Consider the following 18146-nt stretch of genomic DNA (forward strand, 5'->3'; position numbering starts at 1 on the left):
CCCTGCTTTAATTTAAACTATTATACCAATACCAGAAAATAACGAATTAAAGCTATAAAGCACATTCCTCCAACCACAACACACATTAAATTTTTTGTCAAAAAAGCGATGATTATTGTTGGAATAGCAGCTAAACAATATTCAATATTAAAATCAGGAAACTGCCCTTCTTTGGCAATAAAAAGATTTTGAACAAACAATGCAGTTAAGATACATAAAGGGACATAGGATAAAAATCGAATCACAATATTTGGTAATTGTAACTTTCTTATTAACATAAAAGGGATTACTCTTGGTAACCAAGTAACAATACCACACCCCAAAATAATAAATAGACTATAATTACTCATGCATCACGCTCCATGGCAAGTCCCATAAAGCAACCAGAAAAAGTACTTATTAAAATCGACAATTCAGGGGAAACAAAACGCATTAAAAAAATTAGCATAATTGCCACTGTTAACATTACAATAATACGATTTTTCATACTTTTACTTTTATCACCAATGAATTGCAAATAAACTAGACCAATAAACATAGCAACCAAAGCATAATCCAACCCAAACATAGCTGGGTTAGGCAACCATTGACCAATTAAAGCGCCTATAAAACAGGAGAGAATCCAAGCAATATAAGCCGTTATATTAAGTCCTTGCATCCAAACCGCATTAACAGGAATTTTATTTGTAATAGCATTTATGGCAACAGCAAAAGTTTCATCGGTCAATAAGCTACCTATGTTAATATTTTGAATAAAAGAGTATCGACGAAAAGTTGGCGCAATTGCCATGCTCATTAAAAAATGACGGGAATTAACCAAAAAAACAGCAAAGATAATCGCTGAAATCGGTGTTGCAACCAACATTAATCCAGCAATAATAAATTGCGCAGCACCTGCATAAACAATTGCTGCAAGTAATGTTATTTCTAAAACGGACAAATTAGCCGAATTACCAACAACCCCAGCAGCAATACCTATACCTATATAACCCAATAAAGTTGGAATACAAGCATAAACGCCATCTCTAAATGTTAATGCCATTGTAATTTCTAATGATAAAAAATATGCTTTATTTTAGTACGTAACATATTACTGTCAATCAATAGATAACAATTATAATAATAAATAGCGCTAATAATTAGTTCAATAACTTAACTAATAGATAGAATAAGCCGCAATCTATTTTTGAATTTGTTATAATGATGATATAAATTTTATTAAGTAAAATCACAAATTTTTTTATGATAAGTGAAAATAACCCCATGTACACAGCTACCCTATTTATTATTTCAGCACCAAGTGGGGCTGGGAAGTCAAGCCTTATTCGGGCATATTTAGCGCAAAAAAATCATCACCCTGCTAAAGTCTCAATTTCGCATACAACTCGTAACCCAAGACCAGGTGAACGTCATGGGGAACATTATTATTTTGTCGATCATAATTATTTTGAATCATTAATTAATGATCAAGCCTTTGTGGAATATGCTCATGTTTTTGATCACTATTATGGTACATCAAAATCTGAGATCCAACACAGCCTACAACAAGGAATTAACGTATTTTTAGATATTGATTGGCAAGGTGCTCAACAAGTAAGAAAAAAAATGCCTCAGTCAAAAAGCATTTTTATATTACCGCCGTCATTAACCGAACTAGAAAATCGTTTAGTAAAACGAGGACAAGATAATGATCAAGTTATTCGTAAAAGAATGGCAAAAGCACAAGCTGAAATTTCCCATTATAACGAATATGATTACGTGATTATTAATGATGATTTCAATACTTCATTAACGGCATTAAATTCAATTATTACCACCGCTAGTTTAGAATGCAATAAACAAGAAGCACTTAATAAAAAACTACTCACAAGCCTTTTGGAAAAAAACAAGGCATAATTAAATAATATTCAAATAAAATACCTTTTAGGTATAAATAAATATCGCCCACACAAAGGGCGATATTTATTTAACTATTCAATGTCATAATTGAGTAAAACTTTATATTAATTTCCTAAAGCTTTATCTGCCTGATCATTCTGAATTAATTCTAGCTTATAACCATCAGGATCTTCGATAAAAGCAATAATGGTCGTACCACCTTTAACGGGACCTGCTTCGCGAGTTACCTTACCACCAGCTTTTTTAACATCATCACACATTTTTGCCACATCATCAACACCGATCGCAATATGACCAAATGCATTGCCATGTTCATATTTTTCAGTTCCCCAATTATAAGTTAACTCAATTACTGAGCTAACTGTTTCATCGCTATAACCAACAAAAACCAAAGAGTATTTATATTCAGTATTTTCACTAGTCCTTAGCACTTTCATACCCATGATGCGAGTATAAAAATCAATTGAACGTTGTAAATTCCCAACACGTAACATGGTATGTAAAATACGCATCGCCAATATTCCTTCTTAAACAAATAAAGCCGTTAACAAATAAAAATAGTGCTAAGTTTAGCTGTTAACTTTTAGTTGAGCAAATTTCTAGTTCAATAAGACGAAAAAACGAAAATTAACAACATTAAAATAATTAAATCGTGAGTTATAAATAAGACTTCTACTCAATATAATATGAAGTAAAAGCCTTAATTTATTCATTTAAACTATGAAAATAATTGTTTATTCTTTTGTTACATGGCTATAACGAGGTGAAGCACTAATTTGTTTTCCATTACTAACTAATCGAACAGGTTGACCAATAAAAAATTCCTTAATTGTACCTTTTTGTACAATAACAATATTAGAACCACCCTCTTGTTTAATCTCTAATTCAACTGCATTAGTTTGACTTGCACTATCTTCAATTTTATTACCTAATAAGGCACCACCAATAGCACCTGTTGCAATGGCTAATGCTCTCCCTGACCCATTACCAATCGTATTACCTAATACACCACCAATAACAGCACCACCTAAAGAACCTACAATATTTTCACTTTGACCATTTGAAGCATTAGTTTGGATTTTAACTGGGCGTACCGAAACTACTGTACCATAACTCACTTGCTGTACTTGTTTTGCTTGTTCTGTCGTATAAACATCGCCAGAATAAATATTACCATTACTACATCCAGAAAGGATTGCTGCTAGTATAGTTAATTTGACGATTTTTTTCATAGTAGATTCCTCATATGATTTTGAAAGATTGGTTTTTTTTAAATTTTTTTAGCATAAACCTATTTTGCAATTACAACAATATTTTTTTCATTATTTTATCAATAGATAATACAATTTAATATCAAGTTAGGGTATACTCATCCCAATAGTTTACATGGTATACAATAAGTATATGAAACGGTTATTTTTTCAATTAGTAATATCAGTTATGATATCGAGCTGTCATGATGCTAATCTACAACATAAAATTGAAAATGCAACGATCATTGAACAACAAACTAATGATTGTTTAAAAGATAATGCAACAAACAATTTACATCAACTAGGCAATATTACAGTACAAGCATGTCCAGTAAATTAAATTAATAGGCATAAGTAACATAATGAAAACTATCGAAATCGACGAAGAGTTATATACATTTATCGCAGCACAAACTAAACATATTGGTGAAGATGCATCAAGTATCATTAGACGTTTATTAAAGATGGAGCATGCTACTCGAGTTAGTTCAGTAGGAAAAGTTAATGCTGAAAGTCGTTATTCAATGTTTAATGATTTACTAACTAGTGACACCTTTAACGGCGAAAAATCAATCATCGGTCGCTTTTTATTATTGCTTGAAACACTTTATAATTACAATCCTGCACTTTTTTCAATTGCAGCAACTTCACTGCATGGCAGCAAAAGACAATATTTAGCCAAAGACAAACAATCTTTAGAAATATCCGGTAAAAATACTAAACCTCGTGAAATAGTGGGCACGCCATATTGGGTGATAAGTAATACCAATACCGCAAGAAAAATTTATATTATTGAATCAATTATGAGTGACATGGGCATATCAGACAACATGATTAACCAAGTTATAAAAGTTTTTTCGCCACCATCTAAGTAAAATAGCATATTACATACTAATTAGAGAAGAAATGTAACTGTTAGCAAACGACTAAAAGTGCAATCTATGAAAGAGGAACAAGAAATGGCAAATCATAGCCGAGCGGGATTATTAGCCGAACCTTCTGATCTAATCAATGTCAAAACATTACAAAATAATTATTACCAAACCATACCTGATACTGATAATGCAAGTGAATTAGTTATTTTTGGTACTTCAGGGCATCGAGGTAGTTCAAATAAAGGTAGCTTTAATGAAGCACATATTTTAGCCATTGCTCAAGCTATCGCTGAATACCGCCAAACAAATAACATCACAGGTCCATGCTTTATTGGTCAAGATACGCATGCTTTATCAGAATTAGCTTTAAAAACCGTGCTTGAAGTATTTGTTGCTAATCAACAACATGTTATAATTGCCCATGATTTTGGATACACCCCCACACCAGTTATCTCACATGCAATTATAACTTACAATCAAAACAAAAAGTCACAACTTGCTGACGGTATCGTTATTACACCATCACATAATCCACCAGAAGACGGTGGAATTAAGTATAATCCAACCAATGGTGGTCCAGCAGACACTGACATAACGAAACAGATCGAAAACAGAGCAAATGAATTACTCAAAAATAATTTGAATGAAGTCAAACGAATAACATTAGAAAAAGCCATTCATTCAGATTATATTCATACAAAAGAATATGAAACCGATTATATCAACGATCTTGAAAACATTTTAGATCTTTCCCTAATTAAATCTTCTTCACTTAAAATTGGCGTTGATCCTTTAGGTGGCGCAGGTATTACTTATTGGCCACGAATTGCTGAAAAATATGGATTGAACCTTGATATTGTTAACAACAAAATTGATCCAACATTTAGTTTTATGCATCTTGATCATGATGAAATCATTAGAATGGATTGTTCAAGTCGTTGGGCAATGGAAGGATTATTAAATTTAAAAGACAAATTTGATTTAGCTTTTGGCAATGATACCGACTTTGACCGGCATGGAATTGTTACCCCAAAAGGTTTAATGAATCCAAATGCCTATCTTTCTGCATGTGTTAATTATCTATTTCAATATCGTCCTAAATGGCATAATGATGTTGCTATTGGTAAAACATTGGTGACAAGTTCAATGATTGACCGTGTAGCAAATAGTTTAAACAAAAAATATTTAGAGTTCCCCGTTGGTTTCAAATGGTATGCAAATGGACTCTATAATGGGCAATTAGGCTTTGCTGGTGAAGAAAGTGCTGGCGCATCGTTTTTAAGAACAAATGGAAAAGTTTGGTCAACTGATAAAGATGGCATTATTTTATGTCTACTTGCTGCTGAAATGACTGCTAAAATTGGTAAAAATCCACAAGAACAATATCAAGAACTTGAAGCCAAGTTTGGGGTATCTTACTATGGTAGATTACAAGCTGCTGCGTCTTTCACCGAAAAACAAAAGCTCGCAAAACTTGATGCAAGTCAGCTCACTACAGATCAACTTGCTGGTGAAAAGATCACTCAATGCCTAACCACTGCTCCGGCGAATAATGCATCAATTGGCGGGTTAAAAGTGATAGCTGAAAATGGTTGGTTTGCAGCACGACCTTCAGGTACCGAAGATGCTTACAAAATATATGCAGAAAGCTTTGTTAGCAAGCAGCATTTATCCACTCTTCAAAAAGAAGCACAAGAAATTGTCGCTAAAGCAATAAAATAAAATTTAAAAAGCCGACTATTATCAAGTTGGCTTTTTAACCTAGTATGAATATAACTATTTAATTGCAAATTTAACCTACAGCACTAAAATTCAAAAATTATTATTTTTTAAGATTTGAGCTACATTATCTTTTTTTCATAACGATTTTCTCTCTTATTAAAAAATAAAACATAAACAAGACATAACTACTAACAAAAATAGTTACAATTGTTAAAATGATTTTAGTTATATCAACATATTGAAATACAATTATATTCAATATAAATAATATTATCCGTAGTGACAACATTAAAATAAAAGCCATAAAAAGATTGGCTAAAATGTTTTCATTCTGCTATTCCTTAATTAACGCTTATCAACATACTTTTTTCTTGCATCATACTGTGCTTAAGTAATGTCCCTAATATTTAATAATTGTTTTAATTTTATTAACTTACTATATATCATCGCTATCGACCTTTTAAAAATCAGAAACGCTTTTCTTATAAGCATTTTTAGTGTGTTTTTTCGGCTTCACTAGCAAACAGATAAACTACAATACAAAAATCAGACAAGATTAAACCTAACTTAATAAATTCATCTATTAAATGTATTTTAACATTTTCAGAGGGTTGGCTTAATTTTGAATTTATTCACAAGTAACTGTACTACACTTGAGCAAGTATACTTATTACTTCTTAAATAATAGGATTTAAAAAATTGCCAATGCTATTGAAAATAATTTTATAGGCTTTACCAACATTTATCATAATTTTTTCTGATCAGTTTAAACAAAAGGATAGATAATAAATGAGATTCATGTTTTTTTCATAAATCTCTTCAAGTTGTGGTAAATTTTAGATTACTAAATATACAGCAAATTTATTAAAAATTTTTAATGGGCTGTGAAAGAAAAGTTAGAAAAATAAAATAATAATCCCAATAATTTTATTTATACTTATTGGAGTAACAAAAATTTACATCTTTGTTGTTTTTTTAGCAGTAAATTTTCTTGGTATTCTATTTAATTTTGTACGCTTAAACCTTAGCATTCTCTTATCTGTTTTAGTTGATATAAGAGATTTTACTTCTGGAGGCAAACTAACTATTTCACGTAGATAATTAACCGCATTGATATCTAATTCCATCCATGTCCCACGTGATAACTCTTTAGGTAACTTGATATTACCATAACGGGTACGTAATAACCGACTAACTTGTACCTCAATAGCTTCCCACATTCTGCGAACTTCACGATTACGCCCTTCAGTAATAACTACGTTAAACCATTGGTTTAGTCCATCTCCACCTTGCGGTTTAATCGATTTAAACGATGCTGGTCCATCTTCTAATTGCACACCTTTGCGTAGCTGATTAATTTGTTGATCAGTAACATTACCAAATACTCGCACTGCATATTCACGTTCTATCTCATGGCGAGGATGCATTAAGCGATTAGCGAGTTCACCATCGGTGGTAAATAACAATAGTCCAGATGTATTAATATCTAAACGTCCAATATTTATCCAACGGGCATTTTTTAAGCGTGGTAACCGTTCAAATACTGTTGCGCGCCCTTGAGGATCGTTGCGCGAACAAATTTCACCTTCCGGTTTATAATAGGCTAAAACTCGACAAACTTCTTTCTGTTTACTTCTTAATTGGACCAAATGACCATTAATCCGAATTCTTGGGTTGGCATTTATATCAACCCTGTCCCCTAACGTTGCAATCTTACCATCAACGCTGATTTTTCCTGCAGCAATCATCGCTTCAATTTCACGACGTGAGCCATTACCTAAATTAGCTAAAACTTTTTGCAACTTTTCAGTATTGTCAGTTACTTTTTTCATTTTTTCCTCGTTACCTTCACAGGTATCAAATTAATCACTATCTATTTTGCGTAAAAAACTAAGACTGGCTTAGGTTTAATTCATATTTTGGATATCTTAATGCAACTGCCAGCAACTATTTAAAAGGTTTTATATCACCACTACCATAACGAATCACATCAGGATAATCATTGGTTAAATCAATAACCGTTGTAGGTTGTTGACTGATATAACCACCATGAACAATTGCATCAAGCTGTTGCCCTATTTTATATTCAATTTCATCAGGATCAGACTGCGCTTCATATTCATTTGGTAAAATCAGTGTTGTTGTCATTAAAGGTTCACCTAATAATTCTAGTAGAGCTAAATCAATTTTATTATTAGGAATACGTAAACCAATGGTTTTTCTTTTTTCATTTATTAAACGACGTGGAACTTCTTTACTTGCTTGCAAAATAAAAACGTATTTACCTGGAGTATTATTTTTCAATAGACGGAAAATAATATTATCCACATAAGCATAAGAAGATAATTCTGATAAATCACGACACATAAGGGTAAAATTATGACACCTATCGAGCTGACGTATTTTACAAATACGATCAACACCATTTTTATTGTCCATTAAACACCCAAGTGAATAACCAGAATCAGTTGGAAAAGCAACAACGCCACTATCTTTTAAGATCTTAACAACTTGCTCCAATAATCGACTTTGTGGATTATCAGGATGTATATAAAAAATTTGGCTCATAATATTCTTCTATATCAATATTTGATTTAAAACACTTTTACAATGTAAAATTTCCACCAAATACATTTTAATGGCACACTAACTTAAAGCAATTTTATTCCATATTAATTTAGCATCCAATTATGCCAAATGGGTATCACACTATCAGGTAAAGGCTTTGTTTTTCCCAAATCTAAATAATTAACAAGGTCATGAAAATCGGATCCTTGTGAAGCAAGCAATCCAAATTCATTTGCTAACTTTGCTAATCTTTGCAAATCATCTTGCATTTGCCTGCTTTGTGAGACTTCAATCGCATCTCCTCCCTCAGATTTAAACTCACTAATTAATAATTTTAATTTCGTCGCCGTTAAATCATAACGTGTTGGGTGTGCTAATACTGCTTGACCTCCTGCTGAATGTATAGCATTAATAGCATCTGCAATACTACACCAATTAGGCGGAACATAAGCATATCCACTTTTACCTAAATATTTTTTAAATGCTCGCTTCACATCTTTAACAAACCCGCCAGCAACTAAAAATCGGGCAAAATGAGCTCGAGAAACAATATCACCTTTAGTAAACTGCTTAGCTTGTTCATAAGCATTATCAATATTTAATTTAGCTAATTTTGCACTAATTGTTTGCGCGCGTTGAATTCGAGCTTGTTCTTGGGATAGTAAAAGATCTAATAATTGAGCATGATCAATATTAATATTCAACCCGACAATGTGAATCTCATTATTTTTCCAATTAGTTGATATTTCAACACCACAAATTAGCTTAATTGGTAAATTCTCATGTTCAATAGTTTTTTTCGCTTCAGCCAATCCTTTAACAGTGTCATGGTCTGTAATAGCCAAAACATTAATTTGGTTTTCCACTGCTCTTTTAACCAGGGCGCTTGGTGTTAGAACACCATCTGATGCTGTAGTATGAGAATGTAAATCAACGATCACTTTTTTCTCGAAAATTATTTTGAAACGTGTAATATACCACACAATTTGTACGACCACTAAAAGGTATATTATGAAAGATCAAATTCTCCTTACCCAACAAGATACTCAATCGATTATCGAAGAACTTTTAGAAGATGGCAGTGATCCCCATGCACTTTATTTAATTGAGCATCATATTTCATCCGAGAACTTTGATAAGCTTGAAAAAGTTGCCATCGAAGCCTATAAATTGGGTTATGAAGCAACCGATCCAGATGAAGATGTAGATGATTTTGGTAATCTTGTTATTGGTTTTGACATTATCGCCGAAACCCCTCTTAATGCAGAATTAATTAATGCTCAGATAGCTCAAATTATAACATTAACCCAAAAATTTGGTGTAAATTATGATGGATGGGGTACTTACTTCGAAGACGGCAGTGATGATATGCTTGATGAAAGTGATGTCGAAAACGAAACACTGCATTAATTTTATAATAAATTTTAAAAATATTTACCATTTTATTCCGTTAACAAATAAAATGGTAAATGCCATTACTAATACTTTATAATTATTTTAATTATTTTACTTGTTCAACTCGACTTATTTTTTTATGATCAGCAAAAGTACTTCGTACAAATACTACATCCCCTTTTGAGATTGCAACCGGATCAGTATAGCGATGCCAATTTTTACCATTATCGACGGAATATTCAATAATTAAACTAGGAAATATAATATTGGCAATAAGTTTATTGTTTTCAATTTTAGCTCCAGGAATAGGTAATCGATAATCAACCCCAGCTAAATCTAATTTCGCTAATTCACGTTGTCCAACCAAATTAGCAAACCGTGTCCAATCTTTTAATAACAATTTCTGATTTACATAATGTGTTTCACCTTGTTTATATTCACGATCTTTAAAGTAAGGTTTTTCCCAATCAGCTTGATGCCATGCTCTTTCTGCTACTGCCAATAATCTTGGGTACATCATGTATTCCATTTGAACATCGGTACGAACAATTTCGCTCCATAATTGAGCCGACAAACCATAACTGTCAAACCAATTCATGGTACCTTTGGCACTAAATGCATTCCCGTCGCGATCAGTTGAAGTTTCAGCATTCTGCGGTAAATTATTAGGCGCAAAACTAAAAATTTTACGTTCATCATTAAATCGAGTTCCCCAATAATAACCACTCTCTTTAGGATTTACTTCATATGGAAAATCGAGATATACATAATCTGGATTAGAGATAACCATTTGATAACCTTTATTGATCCATTCGCTTGCTGAGTCATAACCGCCCCAATAGAGTGCATCCCAAAAGTTAACGGTAACTTTATCAACGGCAAACGCCTTAGCATTTTTTGCATATTTCACGCCGTCTTGCCATGCTTGCATATGATTAATACCGTGATTTTTGATAATTTTACTCACTTCAATTGCAAAATAACTTGGTAGATGCTCAATATCTTTAATCGCTCCTTTTTTAATCAAGGTTTGGCATGCTTGTGATTTAGCCCAAGGGTGATCCTCAATGCTCTGATCAATCAATCCTTTACCATCTACTTTAGGTGATACATTAATATCTTGATATCCGGCCCCCAAACGAATATTTTTGGCTTCATCACCACCAAAATGCCAAACTGAAATAGGCTGACCTGCTTCATTATGCATTTTCGCAATTTCAGTAATCACTTTATCGACAAAGCGTTTAGACGAATCCAAACATGGATTAAGATAACTTTTGCGATCATAAAATTGAACGGTTGTGGTGTTAGATTTGTCGGTTGGATCAACTAAACGAAACTCGTTCGCTTGCTGTTCTTTGCCCTCTGACATTAATCGGCTGTACCGCGCTTCCATAGAAACAATTGCCGCTCTGGCATGGGCAGGCATATCAATTTCTGGTATCACCTCAATAAAACGAGCTTTAGCATATTTAACAATCTCAATATAATCTTCTCGACTAAAATAGCCACTTCCTGAATTATCATTATTAGGACCTGAACCTAATTGTGGTAATAGACATTTTTGTTCACTTAGGTCATGGCATCGTTGGCTACCTACATATGTCAATTCTGGTAAGCCAGGAATTTCTATTCGCCAGCCTTCATCATCACTTAAATGAAAATGGAATTTATTCAATTTGTATGTAGCCATTTGATCAAGCAAGCGTAGAATCACATCTTTACTTTTAAAGTTACGCCCGGCATCAAGCATAATACCCCGATATTCGAAACGTGGTGAATCTTCAACATTAATACTAGCTATAGTTGGTTTATTGTTTACTGGAATCAATGAAAGAATTGATTGTACCGCATAAAAAATGCCACTTTCATCAACAGCTGTAATGGTCGCTTTTTTGTCTATAATATTAAGTTGATAAGCTCCAGGTAAAGCATTTTTAAACTTTGAAGAATCAATATTGGCTTCAATTTTAAACCCCTGAAGGGTTAATGGTATACCTAGCCGTTTAAATTGTTGACTTAATACTGAAAAGCTTGCTCGATTAAGCCCTTGCAATTGTAGATTAACACCTTTTTTGTCGAGTGTAATATCCGATTTACCCACAGTCAATTTAGTTGGTGTTGGAAGGATTTGCCCCCGCAAAGCTTCCGCATTAAGCATTTGCACATCTGTATTGCGCTCAAACCTTGTTATTGGCGTCATTAAAATATTATGATCATTTGGTGTACGCTTCCAATTGTCACCAATTGGTGACACAAAATTAGCTAACATTTCGGTATCAGTATTCTTTATGACTTTCGGTTTAGCGTCCGTTGATGTTACATACCAACGAGGAATAACATCAGTTTCACTTAATTGCCAATATTCACCAACAATTGGAATATCAATCGTTGATTTTGCTGGAAAACCCGTAAATTTTTCTGTTGGTTGAATTTTGTGTAAATCACCAGTAATGTGCGTGATTTTAAACTGATCGTTATTGACAGATAAAATCATACGGATACTACTGAAATAAATAGCCCAGTTGTTATCATTAATTGCAGCACCTTGATTAGTTAGGGAAATCGTCGCCCTATTACAAGCCGCCCAATCAGCTCCTAAAGCAGCACAATTAATACCATGTTCACCTGCTTGATTATCGTTAACAGTGTATTTTACACTAAGTTGGGAACTGATTGAGTCCACAATCGGTTGAGATGCAAAAGCAGTTTGTATCATCCCGATACTTAATAAAGATGCAATCGATGTTGCAAGAACTGCAATTTTGAACTTTTTCATAATGTGATTACCTATTTCTGTTTAGCATTAAAAACGGTAAATGGAATAGTTATGATGAACTTTATATCGTGTTCATCTTGAAAAATATTGCCATATCCACCATCCCAACTTGGTATATTAGTATGATTGTTATATTTGGTATAATGTAATTGGAAGGAAGTATTCTTAACCCATCCATTTGGAACTGTATAACCCAGATCAAAATTATATGCTGATTCTATTAAGCGTTGCTTTTGGTTAAAATCAGGATTAGTGCTTGGCTTTGCATTCCAACCATAAGCATAAGATATTCCAGTTTTCCAACCAGTAAGATAATGTGATAGATAGCTAAAATCATAAGTTGCTTCAGCAAATACGGCTTTTTCACCATTGGCATTAAAATCAGAACGAGAATTCCACCAAACATCCAAACGACCATTTGAAGATGCATAATCAGGCGTCATACGTTGTAAAAAAAAGCCCTGCTCTCCTCTAGCTTTTACGGCTACACCCTCAAGCCTTAAACCTACTGCTCCGATTTGATAACCTAGAGTCACAGACTGTAACCAAGCTAAACCGTCATACACATTCATTCCAGCATGTGACTGATCCTTTGCACCATAGAACTGATAACTCATCGCCAAAGGGTTATCAAACAATTTGGTTTCATAAGAAACCTTACCAAAGTATTGATTCATATAATTATGAGATTGACCAAAAGCACCTTCTAGAACTAAACTATTTTTAAAATCATACTTAAAACCAACTGAATGCAAGTAGCTAATCTCCTTTCCTGCACCCCACTCACGAAATTCATAAAGTCTCTTATACCATGGTGCTTTATATCGATCCGCCCACATATAGGACATTGACAATTCACCAGCATCTTCAAAACTCAATGTGGTACCCAATTCTAATCCACGATAAGTACCAGGTAAAAAACTCAAATGCGTAGCTAATAAGGTTTGACCTGAAGGTTGTATATAACCTATATTCATCCAAAAAGCTTCACCAATTTTAAAATTGACCTGAGCTTTATAAAAACTAAGCCCACTCACGTCTTTTTTGTAATCTTCTTTCCAACGAGTATTTGCCCCACTAAATCCTATTTCATTCGGATGCCCATTACCACCATTACTAACTTCCCAAGCGCCATAACCTCCTAGGTTAACAGCAAACATATTGGCAATATACCCTGATTTAAAATCCAAATTGGTATTAAATGACGTATGTCTAAGATTTTTTTCATACTTATGTTCTTCAACATTTTTTCTTTCTCTATCACGATTCCAGAAAAATACATTTCCTGTCAATTCAGAATCTTTAACAAAATTACTGTAATAAATAGCATGGACAGGTACAATACTTGTTAGCAGCGATAAAAATAAAATCAATTTGGTTAAATGATTTAATGACTGAGGCACTATTAATGCATTACATAAATTCATATCTGCTTCCTTAAAACAACTTTGTTTAATCTACAGTAAGATAAGTCAGCATCTAACTTATCTTAATTAGTTAGAGTAACTATATATATTTAGATTATCAAATTAGATAACCTATAATCGTGATCCTAATCACCAAAATAGTATTTTTTTGTGTGATTTTTTCGATAAATATCACAACTTCTTTTACTTTTAAAAAGTATAGTATTAAGTTTTAATAATAATATTGTGTAAATTTTTATATAACCAATTAAATTATAAAAAATAATAAGATGTTGTAAAAATGAAGAGTATAATAGGGGATAAATAGAAATTTAAAAGAGAAATTTCTTAAACTTCTCTTTTAAAACTTTAATAAATATACTTTTAAACTACCTTAAAATTGATATTTCTTTTAACTAGGAAAACATACTCATTCAAACTATTTTTCAGTATCAAGTTCTTCAAAACTTTTAACTAATTCGTCAATCGCTTTCACCTGTTTTAAGAAAGGTTCAAGTTTAGCTAATGGTAAGGCCGATGGACCATCACATTTTGCATTGTTTGGATCTGGGTGTGATTCTAAAAATAGTCCAGCAATACCAACAGCCATACCGGCACGAGCAAGCTCAGTAACTTGACCTCTACGCCCCCCCGAAGAAACACCCATAGGATCACGGCACTGAAGCGCATGTGTTACATCAAAAATGACAGGCGAGCCATGACTAGCTTTTTTCATAATATTGAAACCAAGCATATCAACAACTAAGTTATCATATCCAAAGCAACTACCTCTATCGCAAAGGATCACTTTATCATTACCTGCTTCTTCAAACTTTTCGACAATATTCCCCATTTGCCCAGGACTAACAAATTGTGGCTTTTTGACATTAATCACGGCACCAGTTTTTGCCATAGCAACAACTAAGTCGGTTTGTCTTGCTAAAAAAGCAGGGAGTTGAATAACATCAACAATTTCAGCTACAGGCTTACACTGCTGCTCAGTATGGACATCGGTAATGATTTTAACACCAAATTGTTGCTTAAGTTCTTGGAAAATTTTCATTCCTTCTTCTAAACCAGGACCTCGATAAGAATGTACTGATGAACGATTAGCTTTATCAAAAGAAGCTTTAAAAATATAAGGAACATTAAGTTTATTAGTCACTGTGACATAATGTTCACATATTTTCATCGCTAAATCGCGCGACTCAAGCACGTTCATGCCACCAAATAAAACAAATGGTAAATCATTAGCTACAGTGATATCACCTACTTTTACTCTTTTTTGCTGCATCATAAAATTTTCCTAATTAAGGTTTAAACCAACGACCAAGGGTTACTCTATCATTACCACTATAGTCTTGAAAGGTTTCAACTAACTGAAATCCGTGTTGTTTAAAAATCGTTTGAACATCTTCACCTTGTTTCCAACCATGTTCAATCAGTAACCAACCATATTGAGTTAAATGTCTGGTTGCACCTTGTACGATTAATCTAATATCAGCCAATCCTTTATCTTCTGAAACCAAAGCACTTTTTGGCTCAAAACGTACATCACCTTGAGATAAATGTATATCTGAAGGTTCGATATAAGGTGGATTGCTGATAATCATCGAGAATTTACGGCTTTTAATCGGTTTATACCAATCACCTTGCAAAAAATAAACATTATCAACCCCAATTTGGGTTGCATTTTGTTGTGCAAGTATTAACGCATCTCGATTTTTTTCTACTGCCGTAAATAAGCTGTCTGGTCGCTCTGTTGCCATAGCAATCGCAATAGCACCAGTTCCTGTACCTAAATCTAATACTTCACAAGGCACTTTAGGCAAGAATTCTAACCCTAATTCAACCAACTTTTCGGTATCTGGTCTTGGAATCAACGTTGAGTTAGAAACCTTAAATTTTAAAGACCAAAACTCTTTTTCACCAGTAATATAGGCAATAGGTTCACCTTTTTGGCGGCGTCTTAAATTTGCTTCTAAAGCGGTTAATTCATCACTTGTTAGTAATGTTTCACTAAAAGCCATTAAAAATGTTCGCGTTTTATGAGTAACAAAACTCAATAGAATTTCAGCATCACGCTTTGGGCTTTCACTTTCAATTAGTGTTTGAGAAGCATATTTAAGCCATTCTAGGTAGTTCATTCATCTTGTTCCGATAAAGCAGCAAGTTGATCTGCTTGATATTCTTGAATAATCGGCTCAACCAACATATCCAACTTACCTTCCATGACTTCATCTAAACGATAAATAGTTAAATTAATACGATGATCGGTAACTCGCCCTTGTGGGTAATTATACGTCCTAATTCGATCTGAACGATCGCCTGTACCTAATAAATTACGCCTTGTTGAAGCTTCTTCTTGTTGACGTTTTCGCATTTCAGCATCTTGAATACGCGCAGCTAAAACTGACATCGCTTTAGCTTTATTTTTATGTTGCGAACGCTCATCTTGACACTCAACCACAATTCCAGTTGGAATATGAGTAATACGAATTGCTGAATCAGTAGTATTAACATGTTGACCACCTGCGCCCGAGGAGCGATAAGTATCAATTTTTAAATCGGCTGGATTAATTTCTGGCATTTCTGCTTCAGGGATCTCGGGTAAAACAGCCACAGTACAAGCAGAAGTATGGATACGACCTTGTGATTCGGTTTCTGGCACACGCTGCACTCGATGCCCACCTGACTCAAATTTTAAATTACCATAAACACCGTCACCGCTAACCAGCATAATGACTTCTTTGTATCCCCCATGTTCACCATCATTTGAACTCATGATCTCAACGCGCCAATTGCGTGATTCAGCGTAGCGAGTATACATTCTGGCTAAGTCACCTGCAAAAATAGCGGCTTCATCACCTCCTGTTCCAGCTCTAACTTCAACAAAGCAATTATAGTCATCATTAGGATCTTTAGGTAATAATAAAACTTGAAGTTGTTTTTCTAAACTTTCAACGCGGTTTAAGGCTTCGTTTAATTCCTCTTGAGCCATATCACTCATTTCAGGATCCGACAACATCATTTTAGCTGTTTCAATATCTTCTTGCGTCCGTTTCCAGTCAGTAAAACATTTAACGACATCGGTTAATTGTGAATATTCTTTAGAAAGAGAACGAAAACGATTTTGATCGGCGATAACTGATGCGTCAGACAATAATGCTTGAACCTCTTCATAACGCTCTTGTAGAGCTTCTAACTTACTGATAATTGAAGATTTCATAAAAGTATAAGTTTAGTAATAATCATTAATTGAATTTGCAAGGTATTATATACTTAATTGCCTTGGAAATACAGTTTCGTCACTATGTCAATAGTTTACATATCAATAATCAGCTGAAAAATATAAACATATTAAACTTTCGATTTTGTTTCTTACTCTTTTAAAAGTTTGATTTCTGATGTTTTCATTTCACTGTATTTTCTCGCCATTTATAGAAAAATTGAGGTACCGATTCCATATTTATGGCAAAGTTTTTTGACTGTAGAATCAATGCCTATTTTTTTAGCAATGTTAGTTTAGGAGAACAAGTTACATATTCAGTTTATCGCTGTGTATACAGGGAACACTTAATTGTTATTGCGCTCAAATAACGGTACTACGGTTTATCCCTGTGTATACAGGGAACACTTTTATTTTTTTAGTATCACCAGTCCACAATGCGGTTTATCCCTGTGTATACAGGGAACACGAAATACCTGTAATACCGTCTAATGTAAATGCCGGTTTATCCCTGTGTATACAGGGAACACAAAAAATTTATAGCAGAAAAAATATTATTTTTCGGTTTATCCCTGTGTATACAGGGAACACAACTATTGCTATTGCTCGCTCTAATTCCTGTTCGGTTTATCCCTGTGTATACAGGGAACACGACTAAACCCAATGTGCACCCATTGATTATGCTGGTTTATCCCTGTGTATACAGGGAACACTCTAATTGTAGCTATCTGTTTTATTTACAGTTATAACGACCAACAAATTCTACCAGATTTTTTAAATTTTTAAAGATTTTTAACTTATTGATTTTTAATAAGTCGTAAGTAGGCTTTTTCCAATTTCTATCGTTCCACCAAGAAACACCAATTTTTAATTTAAATTCAAAAAGATATAAATATTCGAATGTACCTAAACAAAAAATATTGTCTTTTACTTTCGTATTAGCGTGAGCTTTGCCCTACTTATTTATGGTGTGTTTTTTACACAATTACGATCATACAAGGTTTATTATCCTCTGAATTA

The 18146-nt window shown here is 33.5% G+C and carries 17 protein-coding genes and 1 CRISPR repeat array; of the genes, 5 read left to right on the plus strand and 12 right to left on the minus strand.

The window, feature by feature from the left end:
• Window positions 1-20: 20 nt before the first annotated feature.
• Together A9G36_RS05645 and A9G36_RS05650 are read right to left on the minus strand one after the other, a co-directional pair.
• Window positions 21-350, minus strand: coding sequence for an AzlD domain-containing protein (locus A9G36_RS05645; protein WP_034944982.1), 330 nt, complete (start codon window positions 348-350; stop codon window positions 21-23).
• Window positions 347-1042, minus strand: coding sequence for an AzlC family ABC transporter permease (locus tag A9G36_RS05650; RefSeq protein WP_034944979.1), 696 nt, complete (start codon window positions 1040-1042; stop codon window positions 347-349). Before A9G36_RS05650 ends, A9G36_RS05645 begins: the two co-directional genes overlap by 4 nt.
• A 221-nt stretch (window positions 1043-1263) precedes the next feature.
• Between A9G36_RS05650 and gmk the strand changes: the two genes are divergently transcribed.
• Window positions 1264-1896 carry a guanylate kinase gene (gene gmk, locus A9G36_RS05655; protein ID WP_034944976.1) on the plus strand — a complete coding sequence of 211 codons (633 nt, stop codon included), beginning with the start codon at window positions 1264-1266 and terminating at the stop codon, window positions 1894-1896.
• Window positions 1897-2003: 107 nt separating this feature from the next.
• Here the strand turns inward: gmk and gloA are convergent, their stop codons facing one another.
• Both gloA and A9G36_RS05665 read right to left on the minus strand, forming a co-directional pair.
• Complete coding sequence (gene gloA / locus A9G36_RS05660) at window positions 2004-2411, minus strand: lactoylglutathione lyase (protein WP_034944973.1); 408 nt, start codon at window positions 2409-2411, stop codon at window positions 2004-2006.
• Between the two features lie 222 nt (window positions 2412-2633).
• Entirely contained in the window at window positions 2634-3131 is a 498-nt protein-coding gene (locus tag A9G36_RS05665; RefSeq protein ID WP_065585490.1) for a glycine zipper 2TM domain-containing protein, read from the minus strand.
• 208 nt (window positions 3132-3339) lie between these two features.
• Between A9G36_RS05665 and A9G36_RS10165 the strand changes: the two genes are divergently transcribed.
• From A9G36_RS10165 to pgm, 3 genes are all read left to right on the plus strand, one after another.
• Complete coding sequence (locus tag A9G36_RS10165; protein ID WP_176701018.1) at window positions 3340-3492, plus strand: hypothetical protein; 153 nt, start codon at window positions 3340-3342, stop codon at window positions 3490-3492.
• 22 nt (window positions 3493-3514) lie between these two features.
• Window positions 3515-4027 carry a hypothetical protein gene (locus tag A9G36_RS05675; protein WP_034944961.1) on the plus strand — a complete coding sequence of 171 codons (513 nt, stop codon included), beginning with the start codon at window positions 3515-3517 and terminating at the stop codon, window positions 4025-4027.
• Window positions 4028-4111: 84 nt separating this feature from the next.
• Window positions 4112-5749 carry a phosphoglucomutase (alpha-D-glucose-1,6-bisphosphate-dependent) gene (gene pgm, locus A9G36_RS05680; protein WP_065585491.1) on the plus strand — a complete coding sequence of 546 codons (1638 nt, stop codon included), beginning with the start codon at window positions 4112-4114 and terminating at the stop codon, window positions 5747-5749.
• Window positions 5750-6705: 956 nt separating this feature from the next.
• Here pgm and rluB read toward each other — a convergent pair.
• The 3 genes from rluB to rnm all read right to left on the minus strand — a co-directional run bounded on the left by rluB (window position 6706) and on the right by rnm (window position 9258).
• On the minus strand, window positions 6706-7581 hold the full coding sequence (rluB, locus tag A9G36_RS05685) for a 23S rRNA pseudouridine(2605) synthase RluB (RefSeq protein WP_065569365.1): 876 nt from the start codon (window positions 7579-7581) through the stop codon (window positions 6706-6708).
• A gap of 115 nt (window positions 7582-7696) precedes the next feature.
• Window positions 7697-8317 carry an L-threonylcarbamoyladenylate synthase gene (locus A9G36_RS05690; protein WP_065569366.1) on the minus strand — a complete coding sequence of 207 codons (621 nt, stop codon included), beginning with the start codon at window positions 8315-8317 and terminating at the stop codon, window positions 7697-7699.
• A gap of 104 nt (window positions 8318-8421) precedes the next feature.
• A complete protein-coding gene (gene rnm / locus A9G36_RS05695) occupies window positions 8422-9258 on the minus strand; it encodes an RNase RNM (RefSeq protein ID WP_218055770.1) in 837 nt (278 codons plus the stop codon).
• A gap of 70 nt (window positions 9259-9328) precedes the next feature.
• Between rnm and rraB the strand changes: the two genes are divergently transcribed.
• A complete protein-coding gene (gene rraB / locus A9G36_RS05700; protein ID WP_034944952.1) occupies window positions 9329-9727 on the plus strand; it encodes a ribonuclease E inhibitor RraB in 399 nt (132 codons plus the stop codon).
• 91 nt (window positions 9728-9818) lie between these two features.
• Here rraB and A9G36_RS05705 read toward each other — a convergent pair whose 3' ends face one another.
• The 5 genes from A9G36_RS05705 to prfA form a co-directional block, all read right to left on the minus strand.
• Complete coding sequence (locus tag A9G36_RS05705) at window positions 9819-12491, minus strand: beta-N-acetylhexosaminidase (RefSeq protein ID WP_065585492.1); 2673 nt, start codon at window positions 12489-12491, stop codon at window positions 9819-9821.
• Between the two features lie 11 nt (window positions 12492-12502).
• Entirely contained in the window at window positions 12503-13918 is a 1416-nt protein-coding gene (locus tag A9G36_RS05710; protein ID WP_202807429.1) for an OprD family outer membrane porin, read from the minus strand.
• 418 nt (window positions 13919-14336) lie between these two features.
• Window positions 14337-15191 (minus strand): 3-deoxy-8-phosphooctulonate synthase, encoded by an 855-nt coding sequence (gene kdsA, locus A9G36_RS05715; RefSeq protein WP_034946047.1) that lies wholly within the window; start codon window positions 15189-15191, stop codon window positions 14337-14339.
• A 16-nt stretch (window positions 15192-15207) separates the two neighbouring features.
• Entirely contained in the window at window positions 15208-16044 is an 837-nt protein-coding gene (gene prmC / locus A9G36_RS05720) for a peptide chain release factor N(5)-glutamine methyltransferase (RefSeq protein WP_065569368.1), read from the minus strand.
• Complete coding sequence (prfA, locus tag A9G36_RS05725) at window positions 16041-17126, minus strand: peptide chain release factor 1 (RefSeq protein ID WP_065569369.1); 1086 nt, start codon at window positions 17124-17126, stop codon at window positions 16041-16043. Before prfA ends, prmC begins: the two co-directional genes overlap by 4 nt.
• A 318-nt stretch (window positions 17127-17444) precedes the next feature.
• Window positions 17445-17839: a CRISPR direct-repeat array (repeat unit 29 nt; unit sequence CGGTTTATCCCTGTGTATACAGGGAACAC).
• Window positions 17840-18146 lie beyond the last annotated feature (307 nt).

Origin of the sequence: Gilliamella sp. Choc6-1, from assembly GCF_001690385.1 — a bacterium.
Lineage (GTDB): Bacteria > Pseudomonadota > Gammaproteobacteria > Enterobacterales > Orbaceae > Gilliamella > Gilliamella apicola_A.